This window comes from Aestuariibaculum sediminum, assembly GCF_014596945.1.
Classification (GTDB): Bacteria; Bacteroidota; Bacteroidia; order Flavobacteriales; family Flavobacteriaceae; genus Aestuariibaculum; species Aestuariibaculum sediminum.
The window spans coordinates 181379-207343 of the sequence record NZ_JACVXB010000005.1; the positions used below are offsets into that span (position 1 = coordinate 181379).

The 25965-nt window shown below is 36.1% G+C and carries 22 protein-coding genes; 13 read left to right on the forward strand and 9 right to left on the reverse strand.

Annotated elements, in window-relative coordinates:
• Nucleotides 1-6: 6 nt before the first annotated feature.
• The 5 genes from ICJ83_RS12565 to ICJ83_RS12585 all read right to left on the reverse strand — a co-directional run bounded on the left by ICJ83_RS12565 (nt 7) and on the right by ICJ83_RS12585 (nt 8644).
• On the reverse strand, nt 7-3249 hold the full coding sequence (locus ICJ83_RS12565) for an efflux RND transporter permease subunit (protein ID WP_188230748.1): 3243 nt from the start codon (nt 3247-3249) through the stop codon (nt 7-9).
• Between the two features lie 21 nt (nt 3250-3270).
• A complete protein-coding gene (locus tag ICJ83_RS12570) occupies nt 3271-4356 on the reverse strand; it encodes an efflux RND transporter periplasmic adaptor subunit (protein ID WP_223154773.1) in 1086 nt (361 codons plus the stop codon).
• Nucleotides 4357-4571: 215 nt separating this feature from the next.
• A complete protein-coding gene (locus ICJ83_RS12575; protein ID WP_188230750.1) occupies nt 4572-4961 on the reverse strand; it encodes a hypothetical protein in 390 nt (129 codons plus the stop codon).
• Between the two features lie 147 nt (nt 4962-5108).
• Nucleotides 5109-7604, reverse strand: coding sequence for a DUF5686 and carboxypeptidase-like regulatory domain-containing protein (locus ICJ83_RS12580; RefSeq protein WP_188230751.1), 2496 nt, complete (start codon nt 7602-7604; stop codon nt 5109-5111).
• A gap of 62 nt (nt 7605-7666) precedes the next feature.
• Nucleotides 7667-8644, reverse strand: coding sequence for a pyruvate dehydrogenase complex E1 component subunit beta (locus ICJ83_RS12585; protein ID WP_188230752.1), 978 nt, complete (start codon nt 8642-8644; stop codon nt 7667-7669).
• A gap of 251 nt (nt 8645-8895) precedes the next feature.
• Between ICJ83_RS12585 and ICJ83_RS12590 the strand changes: the two genes are divergently transcribed.
• The 5 genes from ICJ83_RS12590 (at nt 8896) to ICJ83_RS12610 (ending at nt 14043) form a co-directional block, all read left to right on the forward strand.
• A complete protein-coding gene (locus tag ICJ83_RS12590; RefSeq protein ID WP_188230753.1) occupies nt 8896-9642 on the forward strand; it encodes an electron transfer flavoprotein subunit beta/FixA family protein in 747 nt (248 codons plus the stop codon).
• A gap of 84 nt (nt 9643-9726) precedes the next feature.
• Nucleotides 9727-10686: an electron transfer flavoprotein subunit alpha/FixB family protein gene (locus ICJ83_RS12595; protein ID WP_188230754.1), complete on the forward strand. Its 960-nt coding sequence runs from the start codon at nt 9727-9729 to the stop codon at nt 10684-10686.
• A 212-nt stretch (nt 10687-10898) separates the two neighbouring features.
• Nucleotides 10899-11531 (forward strand): bifunctional nuclease family protein, encoded by a 633-nt coding sequence (locus ICJ83_RS12600; RefSeq protein WP_188230755.1) that lies wholly within the window; start codon nt 10899-10901, stop codon nt 11529-11531.
• Nucleotides 11532-11553: 22 nt separating this feature from the next.
• Entirely contained in the window at nt 11554-13080 is a 1527-nt protein-coding gene (locus tag ICJ83_RS12605; RefSeq protein ID WP_223154774.1) for a NupC/NupG family nucleoside CNT transporter, read from the forward strand.
• A 138-nt stretch (nt 13081-13218) separates the two neighbouring features.
• Nucleotides 13219-14043, forward strand: a complete 825-nt coding sequence (locus ICJ83_RS12610; protein ID WP_188230756.1) for a thymidylate synthase — start codon at nt 13219-13221, stop codon at nt 14041-14043.
• 71 nt (nt 14044-14114) lie between these two features.
• Here ICJ83_RS12610 and ICJ83_RS12615 read toward each other — a convergent pair whose 3' ends face one another.
• Nucleotides 14115-14411 carry an isoamylase early set domain-containing protein gene (locus ICJ83_RS12615; RefSeq protein ID WP_188230757.1) on the reverse strand — a complete coding sequence of 99 codons (297 nt, stop codon included), beginning with the start codon at nt 14409-14411 and terminating at the stop codon, nt 14115-14117.
• Nucleotides 14412-14712: 301 nt separating this feature from the next.
• Between ICJ83_RS12615 and ICJ83_RS12620 the strand changes: the two genes are divergently transcribed.
• The 6 genes from ICJ83_RS12620 to lspA all read left to right on the forward strand — a co-directional run bounded on the left by ICJ83_RS12620 (nt 14713) and on the right by lspA (nt 20329).
• Entirely contained in the window at nt 14713-15609 is an 897-nt protein-coding gene (locus tag ICJ83_RS12620) for a dihydrofolate reductase (protein WP_188230758.1), read from the forward strand.
• Nucleotides 15610-15703: 94 nt separating this feature from the next.
• Nucleotides 15704-16654: a DUF6807 family protein gene (locus ICJ83_RS12625; protein WP_188230759.1), complete on the forward strand. Its 951-nt coding sequence runs from the start codon at nt 15704-15706 to the stop codon at nt 16652-16654.
• A gap of 67 nt (nt 16655-16721) precedes the next feature.
• Nucleotides 16722-18278, forward strand: a complete 1557-nt coding sequence (locus ICJ83_RS12630) for an NAD(P)/FAD-dependent oxidoreductase (RefSeq protein WP_188230760.1) — start codon at nt 16722-16724, stop codon at nt 18276-18278.
• Between the two features lie 9 nt (nt 18279-18287).
• On the forward strand, nt 18288-18851 hold the full coding sequence (locus ICJ83_RS12635; protein WP_188230761.1) for a sugar O-acetyltransferase: 564 nt from the start codon (nt 18288-18290) through the stop codon (nt 18849-18851).
• 45 nt (nt 18852-18896) lie between these two features.
• A complete protein-coding gene (gene fabD, locus ICJ83_RS12640) occupies nt 18897-19778 on the forward strand; it encodes an ACP S-malonyltransferase (RefSeq protein WP_188230762.1) in 882 nt (293 codons plus the stop codon).
• A 32-nt stretch (nt 19779-19810) separates the two neighbouring features.
• The gene (lspA, locus tag ICJ83_RS12645) at nt 19811-20329 is read left to right on the forward strand and encodes a signal peptidase II (RefSeq protein WP_188230763.1); all 519 of its coding nucleotides are present in this window, start codon (nt 19811-19813) and stop codon (nt 20327-20329) included.
• Nucleotides 20330-20388: 59 nt separating this feature from the next.
• Here lspA and galE read toward each other — a convergent pair whose 3' ends face one another.
• Nucleotides 20389-21411: a UDP-glucose 4-epimerase GalE gene (galE, locus tag ICJ83_RS12650; RefSeq protein WP_188230764.1), complete on the reverse strand. Its 1023-nt coding sequence runs from the start codon at nt 21409-21411 to the stop codon at nt 20389-20391.
• Entirely contained in the window at nt 21404-22558 is a 1155-nt protein-coding gene (locus tag ICJ83_RS12655; RefSeq protein WP_188230765.1) for a DegT/DnrJ/EryC1/StrS family aminotransferase, read from the reverse strand. Before ICJ83_RS12655 ends, galE begins: the two co-directional genes overlap by 8 nt.
• Before the next feature lie 142 nt (nt 22559-22700).
• Here ICJ83_RS12655 and ICJ83_RS12660 point away from each other — a divergent pair, with 142 nt between their 5' ends.
• A complete protein-coding gene (locus ICJ83_RS12660) occupies nt 22701-23957 on the forward strand; it encodes a 3-deoxy-D-manno-octulosonic acid transferase (RefSeq protein ID WP_223154775.1) in 1257 nt (418 codons plus the stop codon).
• A gap of 143 nt (nt 23958-24100) precedes the next feature.
• Nucleotides 24101-24559 carry a hypothetical protein gene (locus ICJ83_RS12665; RefSeq protein ID WP_188230766.1) on the forward strand — a complete coding sequence of 153 codons (459 nt, stop codon included), beginning with the start codon at nt 24101-24103 and terminating at the stop codon, nt 24557-24559.
• 79 nt (nt 24560-24638) lie between these two features.
• On the opposite strand, the gene xylA is transcribed toward ICJ83_RS12665, so the two are convergent.
• On the reverse strand, nt 24639-25964 hold the full coding sequence (xylA, locus tag ICJ83_RS12670) for a xylose isomerase (RefSeq protein ID WP_188230767.1): 1326 nt from the start codon (nt 25962-25964) through the stop codon (nt 24639-24641).
• Nucleotide 25965: the final 1 nt, after the last annotated feature.

The following is a 25965-nucleotide window of genomic DNA, read 5'->3' on the forward strand; positions in this document are numbered from 1 at the left end:
ATTTTTTTATTCTTCGTTATCTGATCGCTTCATTAATTTTTTAATCAATAAATTCATTTTACGAAGTTGTATTTTCAATTTACTTTCGCTTTCACTGTATTTCATAAATTCTTCGGTAATGGTAGAGGTATCCTCATCTTTAATCAAACTCTTACCATCAGCCATAGTTCCAAAAATGAAATAGAGGCCAGGGATAATAATTACTCCGAAAACCGTTCCTAAAATCATTCCTCCCATAGCAGAGCCTCCGATGGTGCGATTACCAATAGCTCCGGCTCCTGTGGCAATAACTAATGGAATTAAGCCCGCGATGAACGCAAAAGAAGTCATTAAAATAGGACGAAAACGGGCTTTCGCCCCATCAATTGCTACATCTAAAATAGTGGCCCCTTCACGTCGTCTCTGTACAGCAAACTCTACAATTAACACCGCGTTTTTACCGAGCAACCCAACCAGCATAATAAGTCCAATTTGAGCATACACGTCGTTTGCCAGCCCCATACCTTTAAGAAGTAAGAATGAGCCGAAAATACCGACTGGTAAGGATAAGATAACTGCCAGAGGCAATAAAAAACTTTCGTATTGTGCCGCAAGTACGAAATACACAAATATTAATACAATAGCAAAAATGTAAACTGATTCGTTTCCGCGATTTGCTTCATCGTAGGTTAAACCTTCCCAAGCAACATCATAGCCACGAGGTAAAACTTCTTCGGCAACTTCTTTTATAGCTTTTATGGCATCTCCACTAGTGTAACCCTTTGCTGGCAATCCACGAATAGCTGCTGAATTGTATAAATTATAACGAGTAATTTCGTTAGGACCTAATTGTTTTTCTAAAGTCATAAAGGCTGAATAAGGCACCATATCACCTTCTTCATTTTTTACGTAAAGCTTTTCTAAATCGGATGGAATTCTTCGATATTCTGGAGCAGCTTGTGTATAAACTTTAAAAAAGCGACCAAAACGAATAAATCCTTGCTCGTAGGTACTACCAATTAAAATATTTAGGTTTTCCATGGCCTTACCAATGGTTACTCCTTTTTGCATGGCTTTTTTATTGTCTATTTTTAGATGGTATTGTGGATAATTTGCCGAATAGAATGTAAACAATCCATTTAATTCCTTGCGTTCAGATAAAGCTTCTAAAAATGTATTATTAATCCTTTCAAATTCATGATAGTCGGTAGAATTGGTTTTATCTAACAAACGCATGGAAAATCCACCTGAAGACCCAAAACCAGGAACTGCCGGCGGCTCGAAATACTCTATCACCGCTCCTAAATCTCTGGTTTCTTCCTCTAATTCTTCCATAATTTCATGAACTGAATGATGACGCTCACGCCATGGCTTCAAATTAATTAAACAAGTACCCGCATTAGATCCGCGACCCTCGGTCATAATCTCATAACCTGCTAAAGATGAAACAGACTCTACTCCTTCAGTTTCTTCACATATTTTTTGAAGTTTTTTGGCTACTTCATTGGTACGCTCCAAAGTTGCCCCAGGAGGCGTTTGAATAATGGCATAAATCATCCCCTGATCTTCACTAGGAATAAATCCTGCTGGCAAGGTTTTATTAGTAAAGAAAATACCCGCACAAAAAGCAATTAACATACCGAAGGTTACCACGCGTCTTGCTACAATTTTATTTAATACCTTAACGTAACGTCCTGTTAGTTTTTCAAAGCCTCTGTTAAACCAATCTATAAATTTATCAATCGGAGATTTTCTTGGTTTCCCGTGGTTATTTTTCAACATCATAGCACACAATACCGGTGTTAATATTAAAGCCACAACAGCTGAAATTATGATGGATCCAGCCATAGTAATTGAAAACTGACGATAGAACACCCCAACTGGCCCATTCATGAATGATATGGGCAAAAATACCGATACCATGACTAAAGTAATTGCTACAATTGCCCCTCCAATTTCACTTAAGGCTTTATAAGAAGCCTGATATGGCGTAAGGTGTTCTTCCTCCATTTTTAAATGGACCGCTTCCACGACCACAATCGCATCGTCGACCACAATTCCAATTGCTAATACTAAGGCGAATAGCGTAATTAGGTTTATTGAGAGTCCAAATAGTTGCATAACAAAAAAGGCTCCAATTAATGACACGGGAACAGCTATAATAGGAATTAATGTGGAACGTAAATCTCCTAAAAACAAAAACACCACAATAGCCACTAAAATAAAGGCATCACGTAATGTATGAAGCACTTGCTCTATCGATGCGTCCAAGAAATTCGAAACATCGTAGCTAATTTTATAATCAATTCCAGGTGGCAAATCTTCTTCTAATTCTTTTAGTTTGTCTTTTACAGCATCAATAACATCGTTACCGTTACTGCCAAAGGTTTGTTTTAAAACAATGGATGCCGAAGGATGGCCATCTAAATTCGAATAAATATCGAAAAACTCACTTCCTAATTTAACATCGGCAATATCGGCCAAGGTTAAAGTTTCGCCTTCTTCATTTGCGCGAATTATAATGTCCTTATATTGTTGAGGTTCGTTATATCGATTTTCGTATGTTAACACATACTCAAGCGATTGAGAGGCGATCCCCGAGCTTCGACCTAAACGCCCAGGCCTAGCTAAAATACTTTGATCTTGCATGGCTTCCAGCACTTCTTCTGCTGAAATATTATAAGCACGCATACGATCTGGTTTCAACCAAACACGCATCGCGTACTTTCTACTCCCTAAAATTTTAGCACTTGCAATACCGTTAATACGCTGTATTTCAGGAATAATTTTAGTGTAGGCATAATTATAAAGAAACTTCTCGTCATTGTCTTTTTGCTTACTAAACAAGTTAACATACATAAGCATGCTTGGTTGCACAGGAGTAATGATAACACCTTCGCGTTGCACTAATTCTGGCAATAATGGCATAACTTGATCTACCCTTGTTTTTACTCTAACTACGGCCTGATTCGGGTCGGTACCCGGTTCAAAAATCACGCGAAGTGTTCCTTCACCCGCACTTGTAGCATCGGAAGCAATATAGCGCATACCTTGCACCCCATTAATCGCGGTTTCTAAGGGAATGAGTGTGGAGTTCACTAATACATCGGCACTAGACCCAGGGTAAGCGATAAAAATATTTACCGTGGTTGGAGCAATTTGAGGAAATTGTGAAATGGGTAACTGCTTAATAGCTAGTAATCCTGTAAAAACTATTATAACCGAAATGACGATAGCCAATACCGGTCTTTTTATAAATTTACTAAACATAATGTTGTAAGAATTTAAAAATTACTCGGCATACATATTTAGACTTGCCATTACCTGTTTAGGGTTTTCGAACTTAGTATGAATTTTTTCGCCATTTTTTACCATTCTAATGCCTTCAAGAAGAACTTGATCATTAGCTGACAATCCATTTTGAACAATAAACAGATGTGGTAATTCGGCTTCTACGGTAATTTCACGTTGCCTTACAACATGGTTTTTGTCAATAACAAAAACATATTTTTTATCTAAAATTTCGAAAGTAGCCTTTTGCGGAATAATTAAAGCATCTTTATAAGGCACTTTCATGAGTATACTGCCTGTTTCACCATGTCTTAATATTCCTTCTGGGTTATCAAATGTGGCTCGAAATTCAATGTTTCCTGTTTCATTATTAAACTCTGCTTCAATAGTTTCCACAATACCTTCGTGTGGGAAAGGCTTGTTATTAGCCATCAAAAGAGTTACTTCTTTAGCGCTTTCTTTGGACCTATTAGTAATATAATCCAAATACTCTGATTCGGGTACATTAAAATACACCCACATTTTACTATTATCAGATAAAGAAGTTAATAATTCTCCTTCATCCAACAAACTGCCTTCACGTACATGCAAATGATCCATGATACCATCGAAAGGTGCACGAATTTTAGTAAAACTTAAATGGGTTTCCGCCAAGGCGACTTCGGCTTTAGCTTTATCAAAATTCGCTTTACTCATGCTTAACTCGTTGGCAGAAACAACATTATTCTCGGCAAGCATTGTTGTGTTTTTATATTCAATTTCAGCAACTTCGGCTTCCGCTTTTGCTTTTTGCAAGTCGGCCTGATAAACGTTAGGCATAATATCGAACATTTTTTGTCCTTTTTTTACCATCTGTCCTTCATCAACATGTATTCCTTTTAAATATCCTTTTTCCAAGGCTCTTAATTCAATATGCCTTATGGAGTGAATTTGACAGACATAATCTTTCGTAATTGTAGTATCAATTACTATGGGGTTAGTTACTAAAAACGCAACTTCTTTTTCCTTTTTCTTTTGTTTAGATTCACAACTAACAGATAGCAACACAGCACATAAGCCAGTTACAAGCAATAACTTTCGTGTCATTTTATAGGGTTTAATAAGAATGGAATTCTCCATAGCTAGAACAACAAAACACCTTGCAGTATGTTGTTCCGGAGGATTCGGTATAATAAATAATTTGGTTTGCTTATTTTATGGATATAGAAATACCAATAACTATTCTTTTTCAAATTGAAAAAGACTTAATAGGCATAAGCATGCCGATAACAAGACAGTTTTATTTACTGCCTCGATTAATTCTAAATTCTAAAAACTTGGAATAAGATGTGACGCTTGCTAAAAAGCGTGTTACAAAAAAGCCCAGCAGATATAAGGCTTTTGTTACTAATTTTGAAAAGACGTTCTGCAGTCAGGTAAAATACGTTAAACCCTTTATCTTGAACGACTTTTTTTGAAATTGACTCTTCACTTTCTTCAATTTCTATCTCGGTTACTTTTAAATCCAATACCCCATCTGTACTTGCGTAAGATATATTTAATGGATTACCCGAAATAACTTGGTTCGCATGGCAGTAATTAGTATATAACGAACTCTCATCTAAAGAAATTACATCAGCTTGTGCCTGATTAAATCCGTTTAAGACGAATACCAGTAGAAAAAGTAAATATTTAAAAATTGCTTTTTTCATTCAGAAGAACAAAACTATATCACGAAAAACATTTAAGCAAATTGCTAGGCTTAAATAATTGTTAATGGCCTTTTTTCTGTGATTTTTATATTTTTACCACCAAAAATTACTAAAAATATATTTATTGATGCTTTTAAACTCTAGGTTTTAAAACTGAAAACCAAAAGTACCAGTTACACCAAAGGGTCTGGCATCAGGATTATCTAAATAATTACCTCTAAAATTGAAATCAATTCTAAAAACTTTAAAAATATTTCCTATACCGACGCTGTATTCATAATATATTTCGTTGTTTGGAGCTACCAATGGAATTGTATTTGGATTACTGGTTGTATTTAATGCAACGTTTTCATCAGAGATGTCACCCCAAGCACTTCTAAACCCAACAATTTCACGTAAATTTAATTTTCTCAGAAATGGAATTCTTGAAAATAATCGACCATTAAAATTATGTTCTACATGAAAAGACGCGTAAGTATCGGTTACAAATTCGTAAAAATCTAACTGAGAAAAAGTATTGTAAATTGAAAAATACGATTGATTTCCAGGTACAACACTTAGTAACCCTAAAGGAACTTCTCCTATTGTTTTACCAGCTTCAACAACCGTTGTTAATCTACCAAAGCCTCCTATTTGCCATGGCTGAGTATATGAAAACTGAAGTTTTGTATAATCGAAATCACTATTCAAAAAGTCCTTATCTCCTCGCGTAATTTGCGCAAACAAACTGGCATAATCATCGTTGGCATGAAGACGTTCAACGCCGTAGCCTGTCATTTTCCTTTTCGGGAAATATGACACCGAAAACGTGGATTCAAATTGTTTTATTTCGGAAGCCACACCTTCGGGTGTATTGTAATCTAAACTGAATGTTGGAGATGCCGATTCCAGCGTTCTATAATTTCCTCCAATTTTAAAAACCACATTTCGGATCGGCTCGGTTTCAATATACAAACTGGTTAAATTAACATCGGTCAATTTATCATTGGGTCCGGTAGTAATAAGCCCTGATGAGGCAAAACTTCGTCCCAAAACGTCGGTATTGGTGGTTAAATTAACACCTATTTGCTCTACGTCTCGCCTGTTTCCTGCAGAGATAATAAATCGGTTTTTCTTATCTAATAACCATTTACCTGAAATCCCATATTTAAACTTATCGTCTTTAAACCCATATGCCAAGTACCCCTCTAGACGCCACATATCATTTCTACCAAAATAGGTTCGCCCACCTGTTCGCATGCGAATGCCTTCTACTTCGTTATAGCCAAAAGATGAAAAAATAGGCCCGTAATCCAAGGGCAACGAATTAAACTCAATATATCCTGAGGTTAAAATACTTCCTAGATTATATAGGTTTTTAAACTTTTTAACAGTTTTAAGGGTATCCAACATTTTATAAACCCCTTTTTCATCTTTGTTTAATGCCTCCATTCGGTTTTCTTCCCAAAAGGCATCATCGCGATAATACACCTCTTGATCGTAATCGAAAACTTCGGCTTCGTAAAACTTTTTCTCTTTTTCAATATCAAACTTGTAATTATTGAATAAAGTCGTGCGCTTACCGTAAACGCCTCGAGCCTTTTCTTTTTTCTTAAAGGCGAAATCTGACATCATATAATCACGCTTTACAAGAAAAATAGAGTCGTTTACAACTTCAAACTCCTGCTCTATATAAATATCTTTTACCCAGTTTATATTGGCACTTTTAGAAGCTTGTAGGTTTATAGATTTAATCGCATATGTAGTATCGGCAACCCAGAAATCTCCTTTAAAAGTTAATTCATTTTTGCGCCTCGGGTAATAAATAATGTTGTAACACCATTTGTTATCAATAAAGCTGCTATCGTTTAATACGTAATTATAGGTACTTATGCCCGTTCTGGACAAAGGACTAACGAAGCTTTTATCGAAAAACTTCATGTAGTTGTCGTAAATATTATAATCGGAATACAGGTCGTCTACAAAATCTATAATTACCTGATTATCGCTAAATCCAGAATTTTTATTTCCGTTTAATACTTCTTTTTCTTTGCCAATTAAGTTATCACCATAAACAGTCGAAACGGCTTCATTGATAAAAATGGGCAAGTATGTTTTTCCTGTTACATTTGAAGTATCAACCTCATCAAACACAAACTCCATACCTCTAAACAATCTGCTTTTTATTAAAGCACTGTCTATGGTATTGATATCAAACTCTACTTTTTCGTATTTATCGTATTGATATTGGTTGTAAAGTCGCAAACCGTTTTTGCGTTTATGCTCCCAAATTTTTCGAAGAATATCGATAGCTGGATTGTTCTTTTTAGACTGCTTGCCAGAGATAATGACTACCTGATCGAGTTGAGCAGCTTCTTCTTTTAGGATGAACTTTAAATTATAACTTACTTTTTTTTCCAGAGGAATAACTAAGGTTTGATACCCGATAAAAGACACTGTGAGTTCATTGTATGTATCATCGGATTCTAAATAAAATTTACCATTTTCGTCGGTAATGGTGCCTTTTGTAGAACCTTGAAATATAACATTGGCAAATGAAACCGGCTGCTCGTACTCATCGAATACATACCCGCTAACCTTTGTTTGAGCAAAGGCCGTAATCATTCCCAAGAAAAAATATATAAAAAGTAGTCTTAAGTTCATAATAAAAAAAACTTCATCAACATGTTTGCCGATGAAGTTTATATAACGCAAAAAATAATATTTTATTTATACAATACTTTTTTAACCGCCTTAATTACATCGTTACTATTAGGAAGCCATTCTTCTAATAACACCGGTGAATATGGGGCTGGCGTATCGGCTGTATTGATTTTTACGATTGGAGCATCTAAATAATCGAATGCTTCAGATTGTACAATATATGTAATTTCAGAGGAAACGTTTGCAAAAGGCCAGGCTTCTTCTAAAATAACCAATCGATTTGTTTTTTTAACCGACTCTAAAACAGCTTTTTTGTCTAAAGGACGAACGGTACGTAAATCGATAATTTCACAAGAAATACCTTCTTTCTGTAATTCATCTGCAGCTTTAAATGCCTCTTTAATAATTTTACCAAAAGAAACAATAGTAACGTCGCTACCTTCACGTTTTACATCGGCCACACCAATAGGTAAAATGTATTCCCCTTCAGGAACTTCACCTTTATCACCGTACATTTGCTCACTTTCCATGAAAATTACAGGATCGTCATCGCGAATAGCTGCTTTAAGTAATCCTTTGGCATCATAAGGAGTAGATGGTACGATTACTTTTAAACCAGGTGTATTTGCAAACCAGTTTTCGAAAGCTTGCGAATGCGTTGCTCCTAATTGTCCTGCCGAAGCGGTTGGCCCACGGAAAACAATCGGACATTTAAACTGTCCACCAGACATCTGTCTGATTTTAGCTGCATTATTAATAATCTGATCAATTCCAACAAGAGAAAAGTTGAACGTCATATACTCAACAATAGGACGATTACCTGTCATTGTAGATCCTACAGCAATACCTGCAAAACCAAGTTCAGCAATAGGCGTATCGATAACACGCTTCGGCCCAAATTCATCTAACATTCCTTTTGATGCTTTGTATGCACCATTATACTCTGCTACTTCTTCACCCATTAAGTAAATGCTTTCATCACGACGCATTTCTTCACTCATGGCTTCACAAATAGCTTCTCTAAATTGTATGGTCTTCATTAAATCTATTTTAATTCGAGTCACAAAAATAGAAATAAATGCTATATTCTTATTAAAGAATTATTTAAAATTTACTATGCGTGCATAGTAAATATTCAGAATAAAATATTTAACTTCGTAGCCGCAACCAAAATAGACTTATTAAATAGAAATTATTATGAAAGACGCCAGAACAGAAAGTTACTAAAAACGGCTCTGATATCAGGCGAATTCCATCTGACTTTTTTTAAAAACAACTAAAATACTTACGGATGAAAATATTAGTATGCATTAGCCATGTTCCAGACACAACTTCTAAAATTAATTTTACCGATGGTGACACAAAATTTGACACCAACGGTGTTCAGTTTGTAATTAATCCGAACGATGAGTTTGGTTTAACGCGAGCCATGTGGTTTAAAGAAAAGCAAAGTGCACATGTAACCGTGGTAAATGTTGGCGGACCGGAAACCGAACCAACGCTTAGAAAAGCGCTTGCGATTGGTGCCGATGCTGCTATTCGAGTAAACACACCAGCTACCGATGGTTTTTCAGTAGCTAAACAACTAGCACAAGTTGTAACTGACGGCAATTACGATTTAGTTATTGCTGGTCGAGAATCTATTGATTATAATGGAGGCATGGTTCCTGGCATGATTGCGGGGCTTACTAATGCTAACTTTGTTAACAACTGCATAAATTTAGAAATTGAAGGTACCTCAGTAACCGCTGTTCGAGAAATTGATGGTGGTAAAGAAACGGTCTCTACCACACTTCCTTTAGTTATTGGCGGACAAAAAGGTATCGTTGAAGAAAGCGATTTACGTATACCAAATATGCGTGGCATTATGATGGCTCGTCAAAAGCCTTTAACTGTAACTGAGCCTGTAGCTGCAAACGCAGAAACCAATTCGGTGAAGTTCGAGAAACCAGCTCCTAAAGGTGCTGTTAAATTAGTATCTCCAGATAATTTAGACGAATTAATAAACTTACTTCACAACGAAGCGAAAGTAATTTAAGCGTAATTTTTCAACAACACAATTACAATATTAAAACCGAATACTCTCGAGTTTGCTAGTTGTAATTTTTAAATTTAAAAAAATATGTCAGTTTTAGTATATACAGAATCAGAACAAGGAAAACTTAAAAAAACAGCATTCGAAGTGGCTTCGTATGCAAAAGCGGTAGCAGAACAATTAGGGACTACGGTTACAGCCATCACGATAAATGCAGACGACACTTCACCTTTGTCCAATTATGGTGTAGATAAAGTGCTAACCGTAACCAGTAGTGAATTGTCAACATTTAACGCTAAAGGCTTTGCCGAGGTTCTTCATCAGGCTGCTGAAAAAGAAGAAAGCAAGGTTGTCGTTTTAAGCTCGAGTGCCAACAGTAAATATTTAGCACCACTTTTAGCTGTCTATCTAAATGCGGGCTATGCGTCAAACGTTATAGCAGCGCCATCCAGTACTTCTCCGTTTACCGTTAAACGAAGTGCTTTTACCAATAAAGCATTCGAAGAAATTTCAATAAATACAGATGTAAAAATCATAGGCGTTTCCAACAATGCTTTTGGCTTAATTGAAAACTCAGGGGCAGCTTCAGAAGAAACATTTTCTCCGTCAATTACCGATTTAGGTATTAAGGTAGAATCTGTTGATAAAGCCTCCGACAAAGTAAGTATTGCTGATGCCGAAATTGTTGTGTCCGGTGGACGCGGACTTAAAGGCCCAGAAAACTGGGGAATGATTGAAGAATTAGCCGAGGTGCTAGGGGCAGCTACCGCTTGCTCTAAGCCAGTATCGGATTTAGGCTGGAGACCACATGCCGAACACGTTGGACAAACTGGTAAGCCTGTAGCGTCTAACCTTTATATTGCTATTGGTATATCGGGAGCAATACAGCATTTAGCAGGTATAAACGCATCAAAAGTAAAAGTGGTTATTAATACCGATCCAGAGGCACCATTTTTTAAAGCTGCCGACTACGGTGTTGTTGGCGATGCCTTTCAAGTTGTGCCAGAACTTATAGAAAAATTAAAATCGTTTAAAGCACAACAATAAATTATTTTTTATAAATTGTATAGTTCTAAAGAACTGCTTAAATTGGCACTTTTTGGTAAATGACCCTGAGGAAAATCCACAGGGCAATAACAAAGAACTCAACCTGTTTATCAGGACCAGCCGGGGCAGCCAAAACTCAAATATCGAGTAAAACTATCCACGGCAGTTGCTAAAGTCCTAATTTAAGCAGTTCTTTGCGTTTTATATAACATATGAGTTTAGTAAGATTAAATATAAAAGGAATTTCTTATAGCCAAACACAAAATGGCGCTTACGCATTGATTTTAAACGAAGTAGACGGCGACAGAAAACTTCCAATTGTAATTGGAGCCTTCGAAGCACAGTCCATTGCCATTGCTTTAGAAAAAGAAATTCGACCACCAAGACCATTAACTCACGATTTGTTTAAAAATTTTGCCGATCGATTCGATATCGTGGTCAAGCAGGTTATTATTCATAAATTGGTTGATGGTGTTTTTTATTCGAGCTTAATTTCAGAAAGAGATAATATAGAGGAAATCATTGACGCCAGAACGAGCGATGCCATTGCCTTAGCCTTACGATTTGATGCCCCCATTTTTACTTATAAAAATATTTTAGATAAAGCAGGCATCTATCTTAAAGTTAACCCTAAAAAGGAAGACGAGGAAAACGACGAAACACAAGACAGTATTTTGGTTGACGACCTTCTGGCGGATGAAGTTGAATCGTCAAGCTCGGCACCGCGCGAAAACTTTTCTGGAAAATCACTTAAAGAACTACAAACCTTATTAGACGAAGCTGTTGCTAATGAAGATTACGAACGAGCAGCACATATAAGGGATGAAATATCGAAAAGGGAATAACCCCGGTTAACATATAATCATTATGAAACATGTATTTTTGTCTATTGCCTTATGCTTATCATTTCTAACTTCAACGGCTTTAGTACAAAACAAAAATACAACAACCAATAGTTTAAATACCGAATTTAAGCTATCTGATACTGCCAATATCCCAGCTGTTTCAAATTCGGATAGTACCGAAACAAAGAATAAGGAACTAATTACAGGGCTTCAAGAAACGACTGAAGTTGCAATTATTCCGAGTCAAGGGTTTTCAATACAAAGCCTGTGGCGCGGGGCTCTTGGCATGATGGCTTTAGTTTTTATAGCCTTTCTTTTTAGCAGTAATCGAAAAGCCATAAACTGGAAAATTGTTGGTATAGGATTGGCATTTCAGTTATTAATAGCTATTGGTGTATTAAAAGTTGAATTTATAAAGGCTATTTTCGAATTTATAGGTGGCCTTTTTGTTGAAGTTTTGGACTTCACTAAAGCCGGTAGTAAATTTTTATTTGAAGGCCTGGTTGTCGATATGGATACCTTCGGTTTTATTTTTGCGTTTCAGGTATTGCCAACCATAATTTTCTTTTCAGCATTAACTTCCGTTTTATTCTATTTAGGGGTTATTCAAAACGTTGTAAAAGCCATGGCTTGGTTACTCTCAAAAGCATTAAAAATCTCTGGAGCAGAAAGCCTTAGTGTCGCCGGAAATATATTTTTAGGGCAAACCGAAGCTCCCTTATTAATTAAGGCCTATTTAGAAAAAATGAATAAATCTGAAATGCTCTTGGTTATGATTGGGGGCATGGCAACTGTTGCGGGTGCTGTTTTAGCGGCCTATATAGGTTTTTTAGGTGGGGACGATGAAGTCATGCGCTTATTTTATGCAAAACACCTTTTAGCGGCATCAGTCATGGCAGCACCAGGAGCCATCGTAATTTCCAAAATATTATATCCACAAACCGAAGAAGTGAATACCGATGTGTCGGTTTCTCAAGAAAAAATAGGCGCTAACTTTTTAGATGCCATTGCCAATGGTACTACCGAAGGGCTAAAATTAGCCGTAAATGTTGGTGCTATGCTACTGGTTTTTGTGGCGTTTATCGCGATGTTTAATGGGATACTGGGTTGGCTCGGAAACGTAACAACTTTTAACTCGTGGATCATTGAAAATACCAGCTACAAAAGTTTATCTATTGAATTAATTTTAGGCTATTTATTTGCCCCACTTATGTGGCTCATTGGCGTTGCAAAAGAAGACATGATGCTCATGGGACAATTGTTAGGCATTAAATTAGCTGCAAGTGAGTTTATAGGCTATATTCAACTTCGCGATTTAAAAGAATTAAGCAACGCAACACATTTAACCTACGAGAAATCGATAATCATGGCGACTTATATGCTATGCGGATTTGCAAACTTTGCATCTATTGGTATTCAAATTGGCGGCATTGGCTCCTTAGCTCCAGGGCAACGCAAAACCCTTTCTAAATTTGGCATGAAAGCGTTAGTTGGCGGAACGATAGCTTCCTTAGTATCGGCTACAATTGCAGGAATGATTATTGGTTAAGAACCATCAACATATAGTTAATAACTTTAGTATAAATTTGAAGGAATTCAACACCTCAGCTGCTGGCTTTTTTCTATTTTTATGCCGTGAAAATAAGTCATTTTTTATTCTCGATTATTTTCTTTTACCAGATTCATTATGAAACAATATCACGATTTAGTTAAGCATGTTTTAGAACATGGCAATGAAAAAGGAGACCGCACAGGAACAGGCACAAAAAGTGTTTTCGGATACCAGATGCGTTTCGATTTAAATGAAGGTTTTCCGATGGTTACCACAAAAAAACTACATTTAAAATCGATAATATATGAACTCCTTTGGTTTTTAAAGGGAGATACCAACATTAAATATTTAACCGAAAATGGCGTTAGAATCTGGAATGAATGGGCAGATGAAAATGGCGATTTAGGCCCTGTTTACGGACATCAATGGCGTAACTGGAATAGTGATGAAATCGATCAAATAAAAGAAGTTATTGACACTTTAAAGCATAACCCAAATAGCCGACGCATGTTAGTTTCGGCATGGAACCCTTCTGTTTTACCAGACACATCTAAAAGTTTTGAGGAAAATGTAGCCAATGGAAAAGCCGCTTTACCACCTTGTCATGCCTTTTTTCAATTTTATGTCGCTGATGGTAAGTTATCTTGTCAACTATATCAACGTAGTGCCGATATATTTTTAGGTGTTCCTTTTAACATAGCGTCCTACGCACTATTTACTATGATGATGGCGCAGGTTTGTGGTTACCAACCTGGAGAATTTATCCACACATTTGGAGACGCACATATTTACAGCAACCATTTGGAACAGCTTGAATTACAACTCTCGCGTGATCCCAGACCATTACCAAAAATGACATTAAACCCGGAAATAAAAGATATTTTCGACTTTAAGTTTGAAGATTTTACGCTAGAAAATTACAATCCACATCCGCACATAAAAGGCGTGGTTGCCGTATAAACACTATAAAATTTTAAGGCTTTCTTTGAAAAACAGAAAGCCTTTTCTATTTTTATTAATTATCGAGATTATTATACAGTAACAACACTATTATCTGCCGCAGCATAATCGCTCCATACATAAGCATCGGCTGCATCGTCGTTTATATAATCTCCATCAACTACGAATTTATATTCGTAAGAACTATCTTTATCTAAATCTACCACGCCTTTAAAAGTTCCATTCTTTAATTTTTTAAGTGGTGTTGCTTTTGTATTCCATTCATTAAAGGTCCCTACAAGAGAAACTTTTTTAGCATCTTCGGCTAGAATAGAAAATGTAACTTTACAAACTGGTTTACTTTTTAAATACTGTTTTGAAATAGCCATAATATAAGTTTTATCAATTGTTATTAAAACAAAAATAGCAAAGTAATTAACAAAGGTTACATTCTAACATGCTTTAAGGCAAAGAATTATCAATTTAATAATAATAACTATATCAAAATTTAAACCTCATATTTTATCCCTTAGCAATTTTTTGTAATCGTAAGTTTTTCAATGCAAATTTCTCATCAATTTTATCAATTTTTATAACAATCAAATCATTATTACTATTAATTAATGCTTAATAAAATGAAAGGAAAATCAACAAAAAACTTTAACTTTACGCAGTATAAAACCCACTAATATGTTTGGTAAAAAGAAATCAGTTCCTCAGATAGACAAGGAACAATTAGAGCTCATTGAAAATGCGCAGCGTCGTGTTAGAAAGAAAAAAGCTTTATATCGACACTTTGTTATTTTCTTAATTGCTTCTGTTTTTTTTATTGTGGCCAACATAGGTATGGGTATAGGTGAAGAGTTTAAGTTTCTTGGAGTCGACTGGTTTGTAATAGCTATAGTAATCTGGGCTTTCTTTTTATGCTATCACGCGTTTTCGGTTTTTGTGACGCATAAATTTATGGATAAAGCATGGGAAGAAAAACAAATTGCGAAACTGGTAGATAAACAAAACCAACGGATTGAAAAGCTAAAAGCCGATTTACCTTCAGATGAAAGTTTACTTAAAAAACTAAATACAACATTTACTAAAAGCGACAACCTAACCATTATCGTTGCTGCGGCCGAAAACAATGCCATTGGAAAAGACAACAAACTCATTTGGCACATTAGTGATGATTTAAAACGTTTTAAGAGTTTAACCAGCGGACACCATGTAATAATGGGACGAAAAACTTTTGAAAGTTTCCCTAAACCATTACCTAACCGCACGCACGTTGTAATTACAAGACAAGAAGATTATAAAGCACCTGAAGGTGTCATTGTTGTAAACACCCTTGAAGATGCTATTGCAGCATCCAAAAATGACGACCAACCTTTCATAATTGGTGGTGGTGAAATTTATAAACAAGCTATGGAAGTAGCAGATAAGATTGAAATAACTCGGGTTCATGCTACTTTTGACGCCGATACCTTTTTCCCGGAAATTGATAAATCTATCTGGAAGGAAACGGCTCATGAATTTCATGAAAAAAGTGAAAAGAACGATTTCGATTTTACATTTTTAACCTACGAAAGAAAGTAAAAAGGCATTTCCGTTTGCACTATAATTTATAAAAGGGGTTAACATCTTACAGTAATTTTATGTAATTTGTTAAAGCCTTTTTAATTTAGTAACCATGCCGAATAAGGTTTACATATTATATGTTTTATTGCTTTTTGCATTAAATAGCGTGGCGCAACAAGTAAACATCAACATACAAAATGATGTTGTTTATTTCTCGCAAGATGATATGCCCATTTTAAATTACCAAATTGCAGAAACATCACTTAATGGAAATTACAAACGTTGTAATTATATTCATCCGCTTTACGCACTAAATGGAACCATTTTAACAGAAGATTTTCCAGAAGACCACCCGCACCATCGTGGCATTTTCTGGGCTTGGCATCAAATACTAATTGGAAATAAGCTTGTTGGTGATAGTTGGGAGTTACAACATATAAGCTGGGATGTTGATACTGTAAAAGAAGTTACAACAAAATATTCAGCGAAAGCGATACAAGCAAAAGTATTTTGGACTTCCGATTTATGGTTGGATGCCAACGGACATGAAAAACCTTTTATTCAAGAAACAACAACCATACGTGTTTTTCCTAAAGAAGATAACTATAGAAAAGTTGACATAAAAATTGAACTCACAGCTTTAGTACCTGATGTCAGAATTGGTGGTTCTGAAAACGAAAAGGGCTATGGTGGATTTTCAACACGAATTAAACTTCCAGACAACGTATCGTTTATAAGTAATAATAAACATGTGGCGCCTAAAAACCTACCTATAAAAGCTGGTAATTGGATGGATATTTCTGGATCACTAACAAATTATTCTCAGGCAAGTGGATTAACAATATTTTGCCATCCGAAAAACCCTGGTAAAACCAATCGGTGGATTTTAAGAAAAAAGCGCAGCATGCAAAATGCAGTTTACCCCTACCCTGGTTCTAAACCTGTAAATCTATCCAACTTAAAACCCACAGTTCTAAACTACAGGCTCATTATTCATGATGATTATGCAAAATCCTTAAGCCTATCTAAACTATATAGCGACTATAAAAAAGAGAAGATCTAGATTACATTAAATGGTTATATGTATTCCTTTTTAAAAAACGCAAAGCAATTTTCACTAATTTCGCAGCATGGTTAAAGAAATACAACTTCGTGTTCCCCTTTCGGAGGAACAGCAACAGGATATTTTGGTTATAAAATCGGCGCAAGCTTTAGCTGTCGACAAAAGTGATATTACTGGTGTAAAAGTATTACGTAAATCTATTGATGCGCGTAAACCAAAAATTATCTTTAACTATAAAGTAGCTGTTTATATTCGTGAAGCCTTACCAAAATCGTCAGAGTATCAATTCGATTACAAAGATGTGTCTAAAGCAAAACCCATTCATATTATAGGTTTTGGTCCAGCAGGAATGTATGCCGCATTACGCTGCATAGAACTTGGCTATAAACCTGTGGTATTAGAGCGTGGTAAAAATGTTCAGGATCGCCGACGCGATTTAAGAGCCATAAATCAGCAGCATGTTGTAAACGAAGATTCCAATTATTGCTTTGGCGAAGGTGGAGCAGGCACTTACAGCGACGGCAAACTTTATACTCGTAGCTTAAAACGTGGTGATGTTCGTCGTATTTTTGAAAACTTAGTCTATCATGGCGCTACCGATCAAATATTGGTTGATGCGCATCCGCATATTGGAACCAACAAATTGCCTAAAGTAGTTCAAAACATTCGCGAAACCATTTTAAAATTTGGTGGCGAAATTCATTTCGAAACCCGTGTTACAGACTTCATCATTAAAAACAATACAATTCAAGCTATTCAATTAAATGGTAATGATGAAATGGCAGCGAATCGGGTCATTCTAGCTACCGGGCACTCGGCAAGGGATATTTTTTACTTACTCCACAAAAAAGAAATAGCTTTAGAAGCTAAATCATTCGCCATGGGAGTGCGCGTTGAGCATCCACAACACATTATAGACAGCATTCAATACCATTGCAGTGGCGAACGCCACGAATTATTACCAGCGGCTTCTTATAGTTTGGTACAGCAAGTTAATGGTCGTGGTGTATATTCATTTTGCATGTGCCCAGGAGGATTTATTGTTCCGGCAGCAACAGCCAATGGCGAGGTGGTTGTAAATGGTATGTCGCCTTCTAAACGCAATAACTTATTTGCTAATTCGGGGATTGTTGTTGAAATTGACGTTAATAGGGACTTACCCAAATATGAAAAATTCGGACCTTTAAAAGGTCTGGAATACCAAAAGAATTTAGAACGTATGGCCTTTACAGCGGGTGGACGAAGTCAAACCGCACCTGCACAACGTTTAACCGATTTTGTGGAAGGAAAACTTTCGGAAGATTTAAACCCTACATCCTACCAACCCGGATTAAATACATCGCCGCTACATTCTTTATTACCTAAATTAATTGGCAGTCGTTTACGCAAAGGATTTTCGTCTTTCGGACAAAAAATGAAAGGCTATTACACGGCCGAAGCTAATATTGTTGGTGTAGAATCTCGCACCTCATCACCTGTTTGTATCCCAAGAAATGAAAATTTAGAACACCCACAAATTCAAGGCTTATTTCCTTGCGGTGAAGGTGGTGGTTATGCTGGGGGAATTGTTTCAGCAGCCATGGATGGAGAACGCTGTGCAGAAGCTGCGGTAAAAAATATGTAACACTTGTCTATGAGTACTGAAAAAGAAAAAATGCTAACTGGCAAACTTTACAAGCCTTCGGATCCAGAATTAACAGAAGCCAGATACCGAGCACGACTTTTATTTCAAGAATTCAATAATCTTAATGAAGATCATTTTGAAGAGCGCTCAATAATACTAACCAAACTCTTTACAACCCCAGGTAATAATTTATATATAGAACCGCCATTTTTTTGCGATTACGGCAAAAACATTATTCTAGGCGAAAATGTGTATATGAATTTTAACTGCTGTATCCTGGATGCTGCAAGGGTAACTATTGGCAACAACTGCATGATAGCTCCAAATGTTCAAATATATACTGCCACCCACCCCGTTGAATATAAAGCCAGAAATAGTGGTAAAGAACTAGCAAAACCTATTAGTATTGGCGATAATGTTTGGATAGGAGGCAACAGCACTATTTGCCCTGGCGTTACCTTAGGAAACAATGTAGTCGTTGGAGCAGGAGCCGTTGTAACTAAAAGTTTCCCGAGTGATGTTGTTATCGCTGGTAACCCTGCTAAAATTATTAAAACCATAAACAACCACTAAATTAATAATTACTATTTTTGCAGCACTAAAATTAAAAATACGCACATGAAAGCTTATATATTTCCAGGTCAAGGAGCACAATTTACAGGAATGGGTTTAGATCTTTATGAAAACTCACCTTTAGCACAAGAATTATTCGAAAAAGCCAACACTATACTCGGATTTAACATAACCGATATTATGTTCGAAGGTTCTGCCGAAGACCTTAAGGAAACAAAAGTGACACAACCCGCTATCTTTTTACACTCGGTAATTTTAGCAAAAACTTTAGGTGAAAGCTTTAAACCAGATATGGTTGCAGGACATTCGTTAGGAGAATTTTCGGCACTAGTGGCCAATGGTTCTTTAAATTTTGAAGACGGATTAAAGTTAGTTTCTCAACGTGCTTTAGCTATGCAGAAAGCCTGTGAATTACAACCTAGTACTATGGCAGCCGTACTTGGTTTAGAAGATGACGTAGTTGAAAAAGTATGCGCTTCTACTGAAGGCGTAGTAGTTGCGGCAAATTACAATTGCCCAGGACAATTAGTAATCTCGGGTGAAATTGAAGCGATTAATAGAGCATGTGAATCATTAAAAGAAGCAGGGGCACGTCGTGCTTTGGTATTACCTGTTGGTGGAGCTTTTCATTCACCTTTAATGGAGCCTGCTCGTGAAGAATTAGCTGCTGCTATAGAAAATACAACGTTTAGCAAACCCAATTGTCCGATTTACCAAAACGTAACTGCCAATGCCGTTATTGATGAAAGTGCTATCAAAGCGAACTTAATTTCTCAATTAACTGCTCCTGTACGCTGGACACAATCGGTACAACAAATGATTGCCGACGGCGCTTCATTGTTTACAGAAGTTGGTCCGGGTAAAGTGCTACAAGGTTTAGTTAAAAAAATAGACAGAGCTGCTGAAACTGAATCGGCCAGCGTATAATTCATTTATACATATATATAAACACAATATAAATGAAATTCACAAAACGTACCCTTTACATATTTTTAGTTATCACGATTACCATAGTGGTCGATCAGGTATCTAAAATTATTGTAAGAGAAACGATAGAACCAAGAACCGAAATTAGCATAGGCGAACGTATTCCTGTAATAGAGGATATGTTTATCTTGATGAATGTTGAAAATACAGGAGCTTTTTTAGGAATGGGGAGTGACTTAAACCCAACTCTTCGACTTATAGTATTACTAATTTTACCAATTGTAGTTTTAGGGTTTGTACTGCGTCATATCCTAACAGACAAAACGATAGACCCTTGGTCATTATTTGCTTTTTCCAGCATTATTGGAGGCGGAATAGCGAATGTTTACGACCGTATTGTTTATGGTTCTGTTACCGACTTTTTTTATATTGATTTAGGAGGCATATTTAGAACAGGAATTTTCAATATGGCAGATGTATCGGTAACCACCGGAATGTTTATTTTACTATTTGTAAGTTTAAGTAAGAAGAAAAAGAAAGAAACCGAATAAATTAAAAAAAGGCTGCCAGTAAAACTAGCAGCCTTTTTTATTTTTTCTATACGGTTGAATTATTTTCCTCTAACCTTTTTTTCCCAATTCCAAGCCGAACGCATGGCATCGTCAAGTGTTAATTCGGTTTTCCAACCCAATTCGTTATTCGCTTTATTAGTATCGGCATAAGCTGAAATAATATCACCTTCACGTCTACCAACGATTTTGTATTTTAATTTTTCACCAGAAACACGCTCAAAAGCCTGAACCACTTCGAGTACAGAACTACCTTTTCCTGTTCCTAAATTAAAGGTTTCATAGTTTTCCTTATTCTTACCATCCAGTAAACGTTTTAAAGCTACAACATGCGCTTTAGCTAAATCGACCACATGAATATAATCACGAATACAAGTACCGTCAGGAGTAGGATAATCATCTCCAAAAACAGATAACTCTTCACGAAGACCGATAGCGGTTTGCGTAATAAATGGCACTAAATTTTGTGGTACTCCTATTGGCAATTCTCCTATTTCAACAGACTCATGTGCCCCAACTGGATTGAAATAACGTAAAGCAATCGCTTTTAAAGATGGGGTTACTTTACAGGTATCTTTAATAATTTCCTCTCCTATTTGCTTAGTATTTCCGTAAGGTGACTCTGCTTGTTTTACAGGAGCGTTTTCAGTAATTGGTAATTCGTCAGCCTGACCATAAACTGTACAGGACGAACTAAAAATAAACGACGCGGATGGCAGTTTTTTTAATTCTTTTAGAATATAAACCAAAGTACCAATATTATTTTCGTAATACAATAAAGGCTCTTGAACACTCTCTCCTACTGCTTTACTTGCAGCAAAATGAATTACCCCTTTTACATCGTTATGCTTTGCAAAAAAAGCTTCTACTCCTGCTTTGTCCTTTAAATCTAATTTTTCAAAAACTGGAGTTTTTCCTGTTATGGCAGTAATACCATCAAGCACATTTTCCGATGAATTCGATAAATCGTCTATAATGACAACGTCGTAGCCTTCGTTTTGTAATTCTACAACGGTGTGCGATCCGATAAAACCTAATCCACCTGTTACTAAAATTTTACTCATTAATGTAGTTTATTATTGTTGAAGTTATGTAAGCTATTTGTTCATCATCCAATTCGGTGTGCATTGGTAAAGAAATCACGTCTTGTACCAATTGGTTTGTTACAGTAAAATCGGCTTCATTGTAACGATCGTCGGCATACGCTTTTTGCTTGTGAAGTGGAATTGGATAATACACCCCACAAGGAATAGATTTTTCGTTTAAATGCTTTACCAAAGCATCGCGGTCTACATCTATTAATCGTAGTGTATACTGGTGAAACACATGACAATCGCAAGTGTCGCAAATATTATTACAACCGTTTGATAATTTTGGAGTAATTATATTCTTAATACCTTCAAAAGCTGCATTATATTTTATTGCTGCTGTTTGTCGCTTTTTATTATAAGTATCTAAATTAGGTAACTTCGCATTTAGTACCGCAGCCTGAATACTATCTAATCTGGAATTCACACCAACAACGTCATGATGATAACGCACGTACATACCGTGATTTACAATACCCCTAATGGTATTAGCCAAAGCATCATCGTTGGTAAAAATAGCTCCGCCATCGCCATAACAACCTAAATTTTTAGAAGGAAAAAACGAAGTCGCTCCCACATGTCCTATCGTACCCGCTTTTGCTTTTGTTCCATTACTATATGTGTAATTAGCTCCAATAGCTTGCGCATTATCTTCAATAACAAATAAATTGTGTGTTTCAGCAATCTCCATTATGGCTTCCATGTTGGCACATTGTCCAAACAAATGCACAGGAACTATCGCCTTGGTCCTTGGAGTAATGGCTTTTTTTACAGCTTCAATATTAATATTAAAATCATGTTCATTAACATCGACTAAAACAGGAGTTAACTGCAATAAAGCAATAACTTCAACTGTTGCAGCAAAAGTAAAATCGGCAGTAATAACTTCATCTCCCGGTTGCAACCCTAAACCCATCATGGCTATTTGCAGCGCATCGGTTCCATTAGCACAGGGAATAACATGCTTAACTCCTAGATAATCCTCTAAATTCTTTTGAAACTCATGAACCTTAGGTCCATTTATATATGCCGAGGTTTCTAAAACTTCCTGAATCGAAGAATTAACCTCTTCTTTAATCTCATTATATTGACCTTTAAGGTCGACCATTTGAATGCTTTTCATCTATAAAAATTGAGACTGCATACAAGTTTTAAAAAATAAACCCTTCTATTTTTTAAAACATGTTATAGTCTTAGTTAATAGGTCACGAAATTACGAAATTAGTGCTCGGTAACCAATGAATTTAGTTTAAAGAAATGTATTTTTGCGACAAACAAATTTAGCATTGGGTTTTATTTATAATATTGGCATTAAATTAGCTGAAACTGTATTACCATGTATAGCGCCTTTTAATCAAAAAATAAAAAAAGGAGTAGTCGGGCGTCGCGAAACCTTTTCTGTATTAAAAGAAAATCTATACTCAAACGACAAAACACTGTGGTTTCATTGTGCTTCTTTAGGCGAATACGAGCAAGGACTACCCGTATTCAAAGCACTTCGTGAGCATTACAAGGCGCATAAAATAGTCCTCAGTTTTTTTTCGCCTTCTGGTTATGAAATCAGAAAAAATTCGCCAATTGCTGATATTGTTGTTTACCTTCCTTTAGACTCAAAGCGCAATGCGAAGCGTTTTATAGACCTTATAAAACCTGAACTAACAGTTTTCGTAAAGTACGACATATGGCCTAATTTTTTAAGTGAAATAAAAAAACATAACTTTAAGTCAATACTTATTTCTGCAGCCTTTAGACCGAATCAAACTTACTTTAATTTTTATGGTAAACACTTTAGAAATGCTCTTTTTTCATTCGAACATATATTCACTCAAAACGAAAACTCTAAAACACTTTTACGCGCTATAGGTTACGATAATGTTACCGTTTCCGGCGATACGCGTTTCGATCGCGTTTCGAGTCAATTGGAAATGGATAATACGCTAAATTTCATCGAACAATTCAAGCAAAACAAACTTTGTGTCGTTGCTGGTAGCACATGGCCAGAAGGCGAGGCTTTATTTATCAATTTTATTAATAAACATGCCTTAAACGATATAAAATTTATAATAGCACCGCACAATATAAAACCTAACCAAATAGCTAATCTTAAAGACAAACTAAAGGTTAAATGTGTTTTATTTTCAGAAAAAGAAAGTGCTTCTTTAGATACGGCTAAGGTATTCATTGTTGACACCATAGGAATATTAACCAAAATTTACAATTATGCCGATGTCGCTTATGTTGGAGGTGCACTCGGTTCAACGGGATTACATAACACTTTAGAGCCTGCAGTTTTCGGTGTGCCTATTATTATTGGAAACCATTATGATAAATTCCCGGAAGCAAATGCCCTTATAGAGAATGGCGGTACGTTTTCTATTTCAAATCAACAAGAATTCAACACGATTTTAACCCGTTTAATAGAAAACAAAAAAGATCGGGAACTGGCAGGATCCAAAAATGCAACGTTTATTAAATCTCACAAAGGTGCCGTAAATACTATCACACAGTATTTAAACATATAAGTCTTATTTTCAGTTTAATACTAATAATTTTTCGTATATAATACGTATATTTAAACGACGTTTATTAATAATTACCCTGTACACCAAATAAATTTTAAGTTAAATGTCAACAAACTAATCATTAACATAAAATTTAAAAACGAATGAAAAAATTATTTTTAACTACAGCGCTATTACTAACTCTATGCTTAGTTTTTACATCTTGTAGAGACACAAAAAAAGCTGAATCACTTGAAGAAGTTATGGATAATGCTGGCGATGCTCTAGATGATGCAGCAGACGATGTTCAGGACGCCATGAACGATGCTGGTGATGCCATTGAGGAAGGCGCCAATGATGCCGGTGATGCTATTGAAGAAGGAGCAAACGACGCTACTGATGCAGTAAATGATGCTTTGGATGATGCTGACGACGCCGTAAACGATGCCATTGACGATGCAGAAAAAGCCATTGATAATGCCGCTAAATCTACCAGCGATGCCGTTAGTAAAACAGCTAAATCAGCAGAAGAAACGGTAGACGATGCTGCTAAAAGTGTTGAAAAAGCAATAAACGACGCAAATGATGCCGTTGAAAAAGAAGTGAAAAAAATTACGAATTAAAATATAAATACCGATTTCTTTTAAACTAAAAAAGACTGCTGTATAGGCAGTCTTTTTTAGTTTCATTCAGCTACATGCATTAAATATATTGATTAAGTATATTTTCAAACAATTCCTGCTTGCCACTTTGTAATTGCAATTCTCCATTGTCCTGAGCGATTTGATACAAATCCTGAAGATCTAATTTTCCTTCTTCAAACGCTTTTCCTTTGCCAGAATCGAACGACGCATAACGTTCTTGTCTCAATTTTTCATAAGGCGACGAGGTAATAATTTTATCAGCAGTCAATAAAGCTCTTGCGAACGTATCTGCCCCTCCAATATGTGCATGGAAGACATCTTCTAAATCGGTAGAATTTCTTCTGATTTTCGCATCAAAATTCACACCACCACCTTGTAAACCACCAGCCTTTAAGAACACTAACATAGCTTCAGTTGTTTCTAAAACATTATTCGGAAACTGATCGGTATCCCAACCATTTTGGTAATCGCCACGGTTAGCATCCATACTTCCTAACATGCCTGCTTTTGCAGCCACTTCTATTTCATGTTGAAAGGTATGTTGCGCCAAAGTTGCGTGATTGACTTCAATATTAATTTTGAAATCTTTATCTAAACCGTATTCCTTTAAAAAACCAATCGCTGTAGCGGTATCAAAATCATACTGATGCTTCATTGGCTCCATGGGTTTTGGCTCGATAAAAAAGTTTCCTTTAAAACCTTGGGCTCTGGCATAATCTCTTGCCATGGTTAAAAACTGTCCCATATGGTCTAACTCACGGCCCATATCGGTGTTTAACAAACTCATATAACCTTCACGACCGCCCCAGAACACATAATTCTCTCCATTTAAAGCGATAGTAGCATCTAAGGCTAATTTCACCTGTCCACCGGCACGAGCTACCACATTAAAATCTGGGTTGGTTGCTGCACCATTCATATAACGCGGATTAGAAAAACAGTTCGCCGTTCCCCAAAGTAATTTAACTCCTGAGGCTGCTTGTTTCTCTTTTAAATAATCGGTTATAACTGCTAACCGGCTTTCTAATTCGCCTAATGAATTTCCTTCACTAACCAGATCGACATCATGAAAACAATAATATCCGAATCCCATTTTTGTAATAAATTCGAATGCTGCATCGGCTTTATCTTTTGCTGCCTGAACAGGGTCTGAAGCTTTATCCCATTCAAAACGCATCGTATCTGTACCAAATGGATCGCCTCCTTTTGCGCAGAACGTATGCCAGTAAGCTACCGAAAATTTAAACCAGTCTCTCATGGTTTTCCCGGCAACAACCTGATCTGGATTGTAGTATTTAAAAGCCAAAGGGTTATCTGATTCTTTGCCTTCGAATTTAATTTCTGGAATACCTTTATAGTATTCTTTATTTCCTATTAATGCCATG

What these genes read in the sequence shown, in the direction of transcription:
- ICJ83_RS12565 (WP_188230748.1), bottom strand. Translation starts at nt 3,249, where the DNA reads ATGTTTAGTAAATTTATAAAAAGACCGGTATTGGCTATCGTCATTTCG.
- ICJ83_RS12570 (WP_223154773.1), bottom strand. Translation starts at nt 4,356, where the DNA reads ATGACACGAAAGTTATTGCTTGTAACTGGCTTATGTGCTGTGTTGCTA.
- ICJ83_RS12575 (WP_188230750.1), bottom strand. Translation starts at nt 4,961, where the DNA reads ATGAAAAAAGCAATTTTTAAATATTTACTTTTTCTACTGGTATTCGTC.
- ICJ83_RS12580 (WP_188230751.1), bottom strand. Translation starts at nt 7,604, where the DNA reads ATGAACTTAAGACTACTTTTTATATATTTTTTCTTGGGAATGATTACG.
- ICJ83_RS12585 (WP_188230752.1), bottom strand. Translation starts at nt 8,644, where the DNA reads ATGAAGACCATACAATTTAGAGAAGCTATTTGTGAAGCCATGAGTGAA.
- ICJ83_RS12590 (WP_188230753.1), top strand. Translation starts at nt 8,896, where the DNA reads ATGAAAATATTAGTATGCATTAGCCATGTTCCAGACACAACTTCTAAA.
- ICJ83_RS12595 (WP_188230754.1), top strand. Translation starts at nt 9,727, where the DNA reads ATGTCAGTTTTAGTATATACAGAATCAGAACAAGGAAAACTTAAAAAA.
- ICJ83_RS12600 (WP_188230755.1), top strand. Translation starts at nt 10,899, where the DNA reads ATGAGTTTAGTAAGATTAAATATAAAAGGAATTTCTTATAGCCAAACA.
- ICJ83_RS12605 (WP_223154774.1), top strand. Translation starts at nt 11,554, where the DNA reads ATGAAACATGTATTTTTGTCTATTGCCTTATGCTTATCATTTCTAACT.
- ICJ83_RS12610 (WP_188230756.1), top strand. Translation starts at nt 13,219, where the DNA reads ATGAAACAATATCACGATTTAGTTAAGCATGTTTTAGAACATGGCAAT.
- ICJ83_RS12615 (WP_188230757.1), bottom strand. Translation starts at nt 14,411, where the DNA reads ATGGCTATTTCAAAACAGTATTTAAAAAGTAAACCAGTTTGTAAAGTT.
- ICJ83_RS12620 (WP_188230758.1), top strand. Translation starts at nt 14,713, where the DNA reads ATGTTTGGTAAAAAGAAATCAGTTCCTCAGATAGACAAGGAACAATTA.
- ICJ83_RS12625 (WP_188230759.1), top strand. Translation starts at nt 15,704, where the DNA reads ATGCCGAATAAGGTTTACATATTATATGTTTTATTGCTTTTTGCATTA.
- ICJ83_RS12630 (WP_188230760.1), top strand. Translation starts at nt 16,722, where the DNA reads ATGGTTAAAGAAATACAACTTCGTGTTCCCCTTTCGGAGGAACAGCAA.
- ICJ83_RS12635 (WP_188230761.1), top strand. Translation starts at nt 18,288, where the DNA reads ATGAGTACTGAAAAAGAAAAAATGCTAACTGGCAAACTTTACAAGCCT.
- fabD (WP_188230762.1), top strand. Translation starts at nt 18,897, where the DNA reads ATGAAAGCTTATATATTTCCAGGTCAAGGAGCACAATTTACAGGAATG.
- lspA (WP_188230763.1), top strand. Translation starts at nt 19,811, where the DNA reads ATGAAATTCACAAAACGTACCCTTTACATATTTTTAGTTATCACGATT.
- galE (WP_188230764.1), bottom strand. Translation starts at nt 21,411, where the DNA reads ATGAGTAAAATTTTAGTAACAGGTGGATTAGGTTTTATCGGATCGCAC.
- ICJ83_RS12655 (WP_188230765.1), bottom strand. Translation starts at nt 22,558, where the DNA reads ATGAAAAGCATTCAAATGGTCGACCTTAAAGGTCAATATAATGAGATT.
- ICJ83_RS12665 (WP_188230766.1), top strand. Translation starts at nt 24,101, where the DNA reads ATGAAAAAATTATTTTTAACTACAGCGCTATTACTAACTCTATGCTTA.
- xylA (WP_188230767.1), bottom strand. Translation starts at nt 25,964, where the DNA reads ATGGCATTAATAGGAAATAAAGAATACTATAAAGGTATTCCAGAAATT.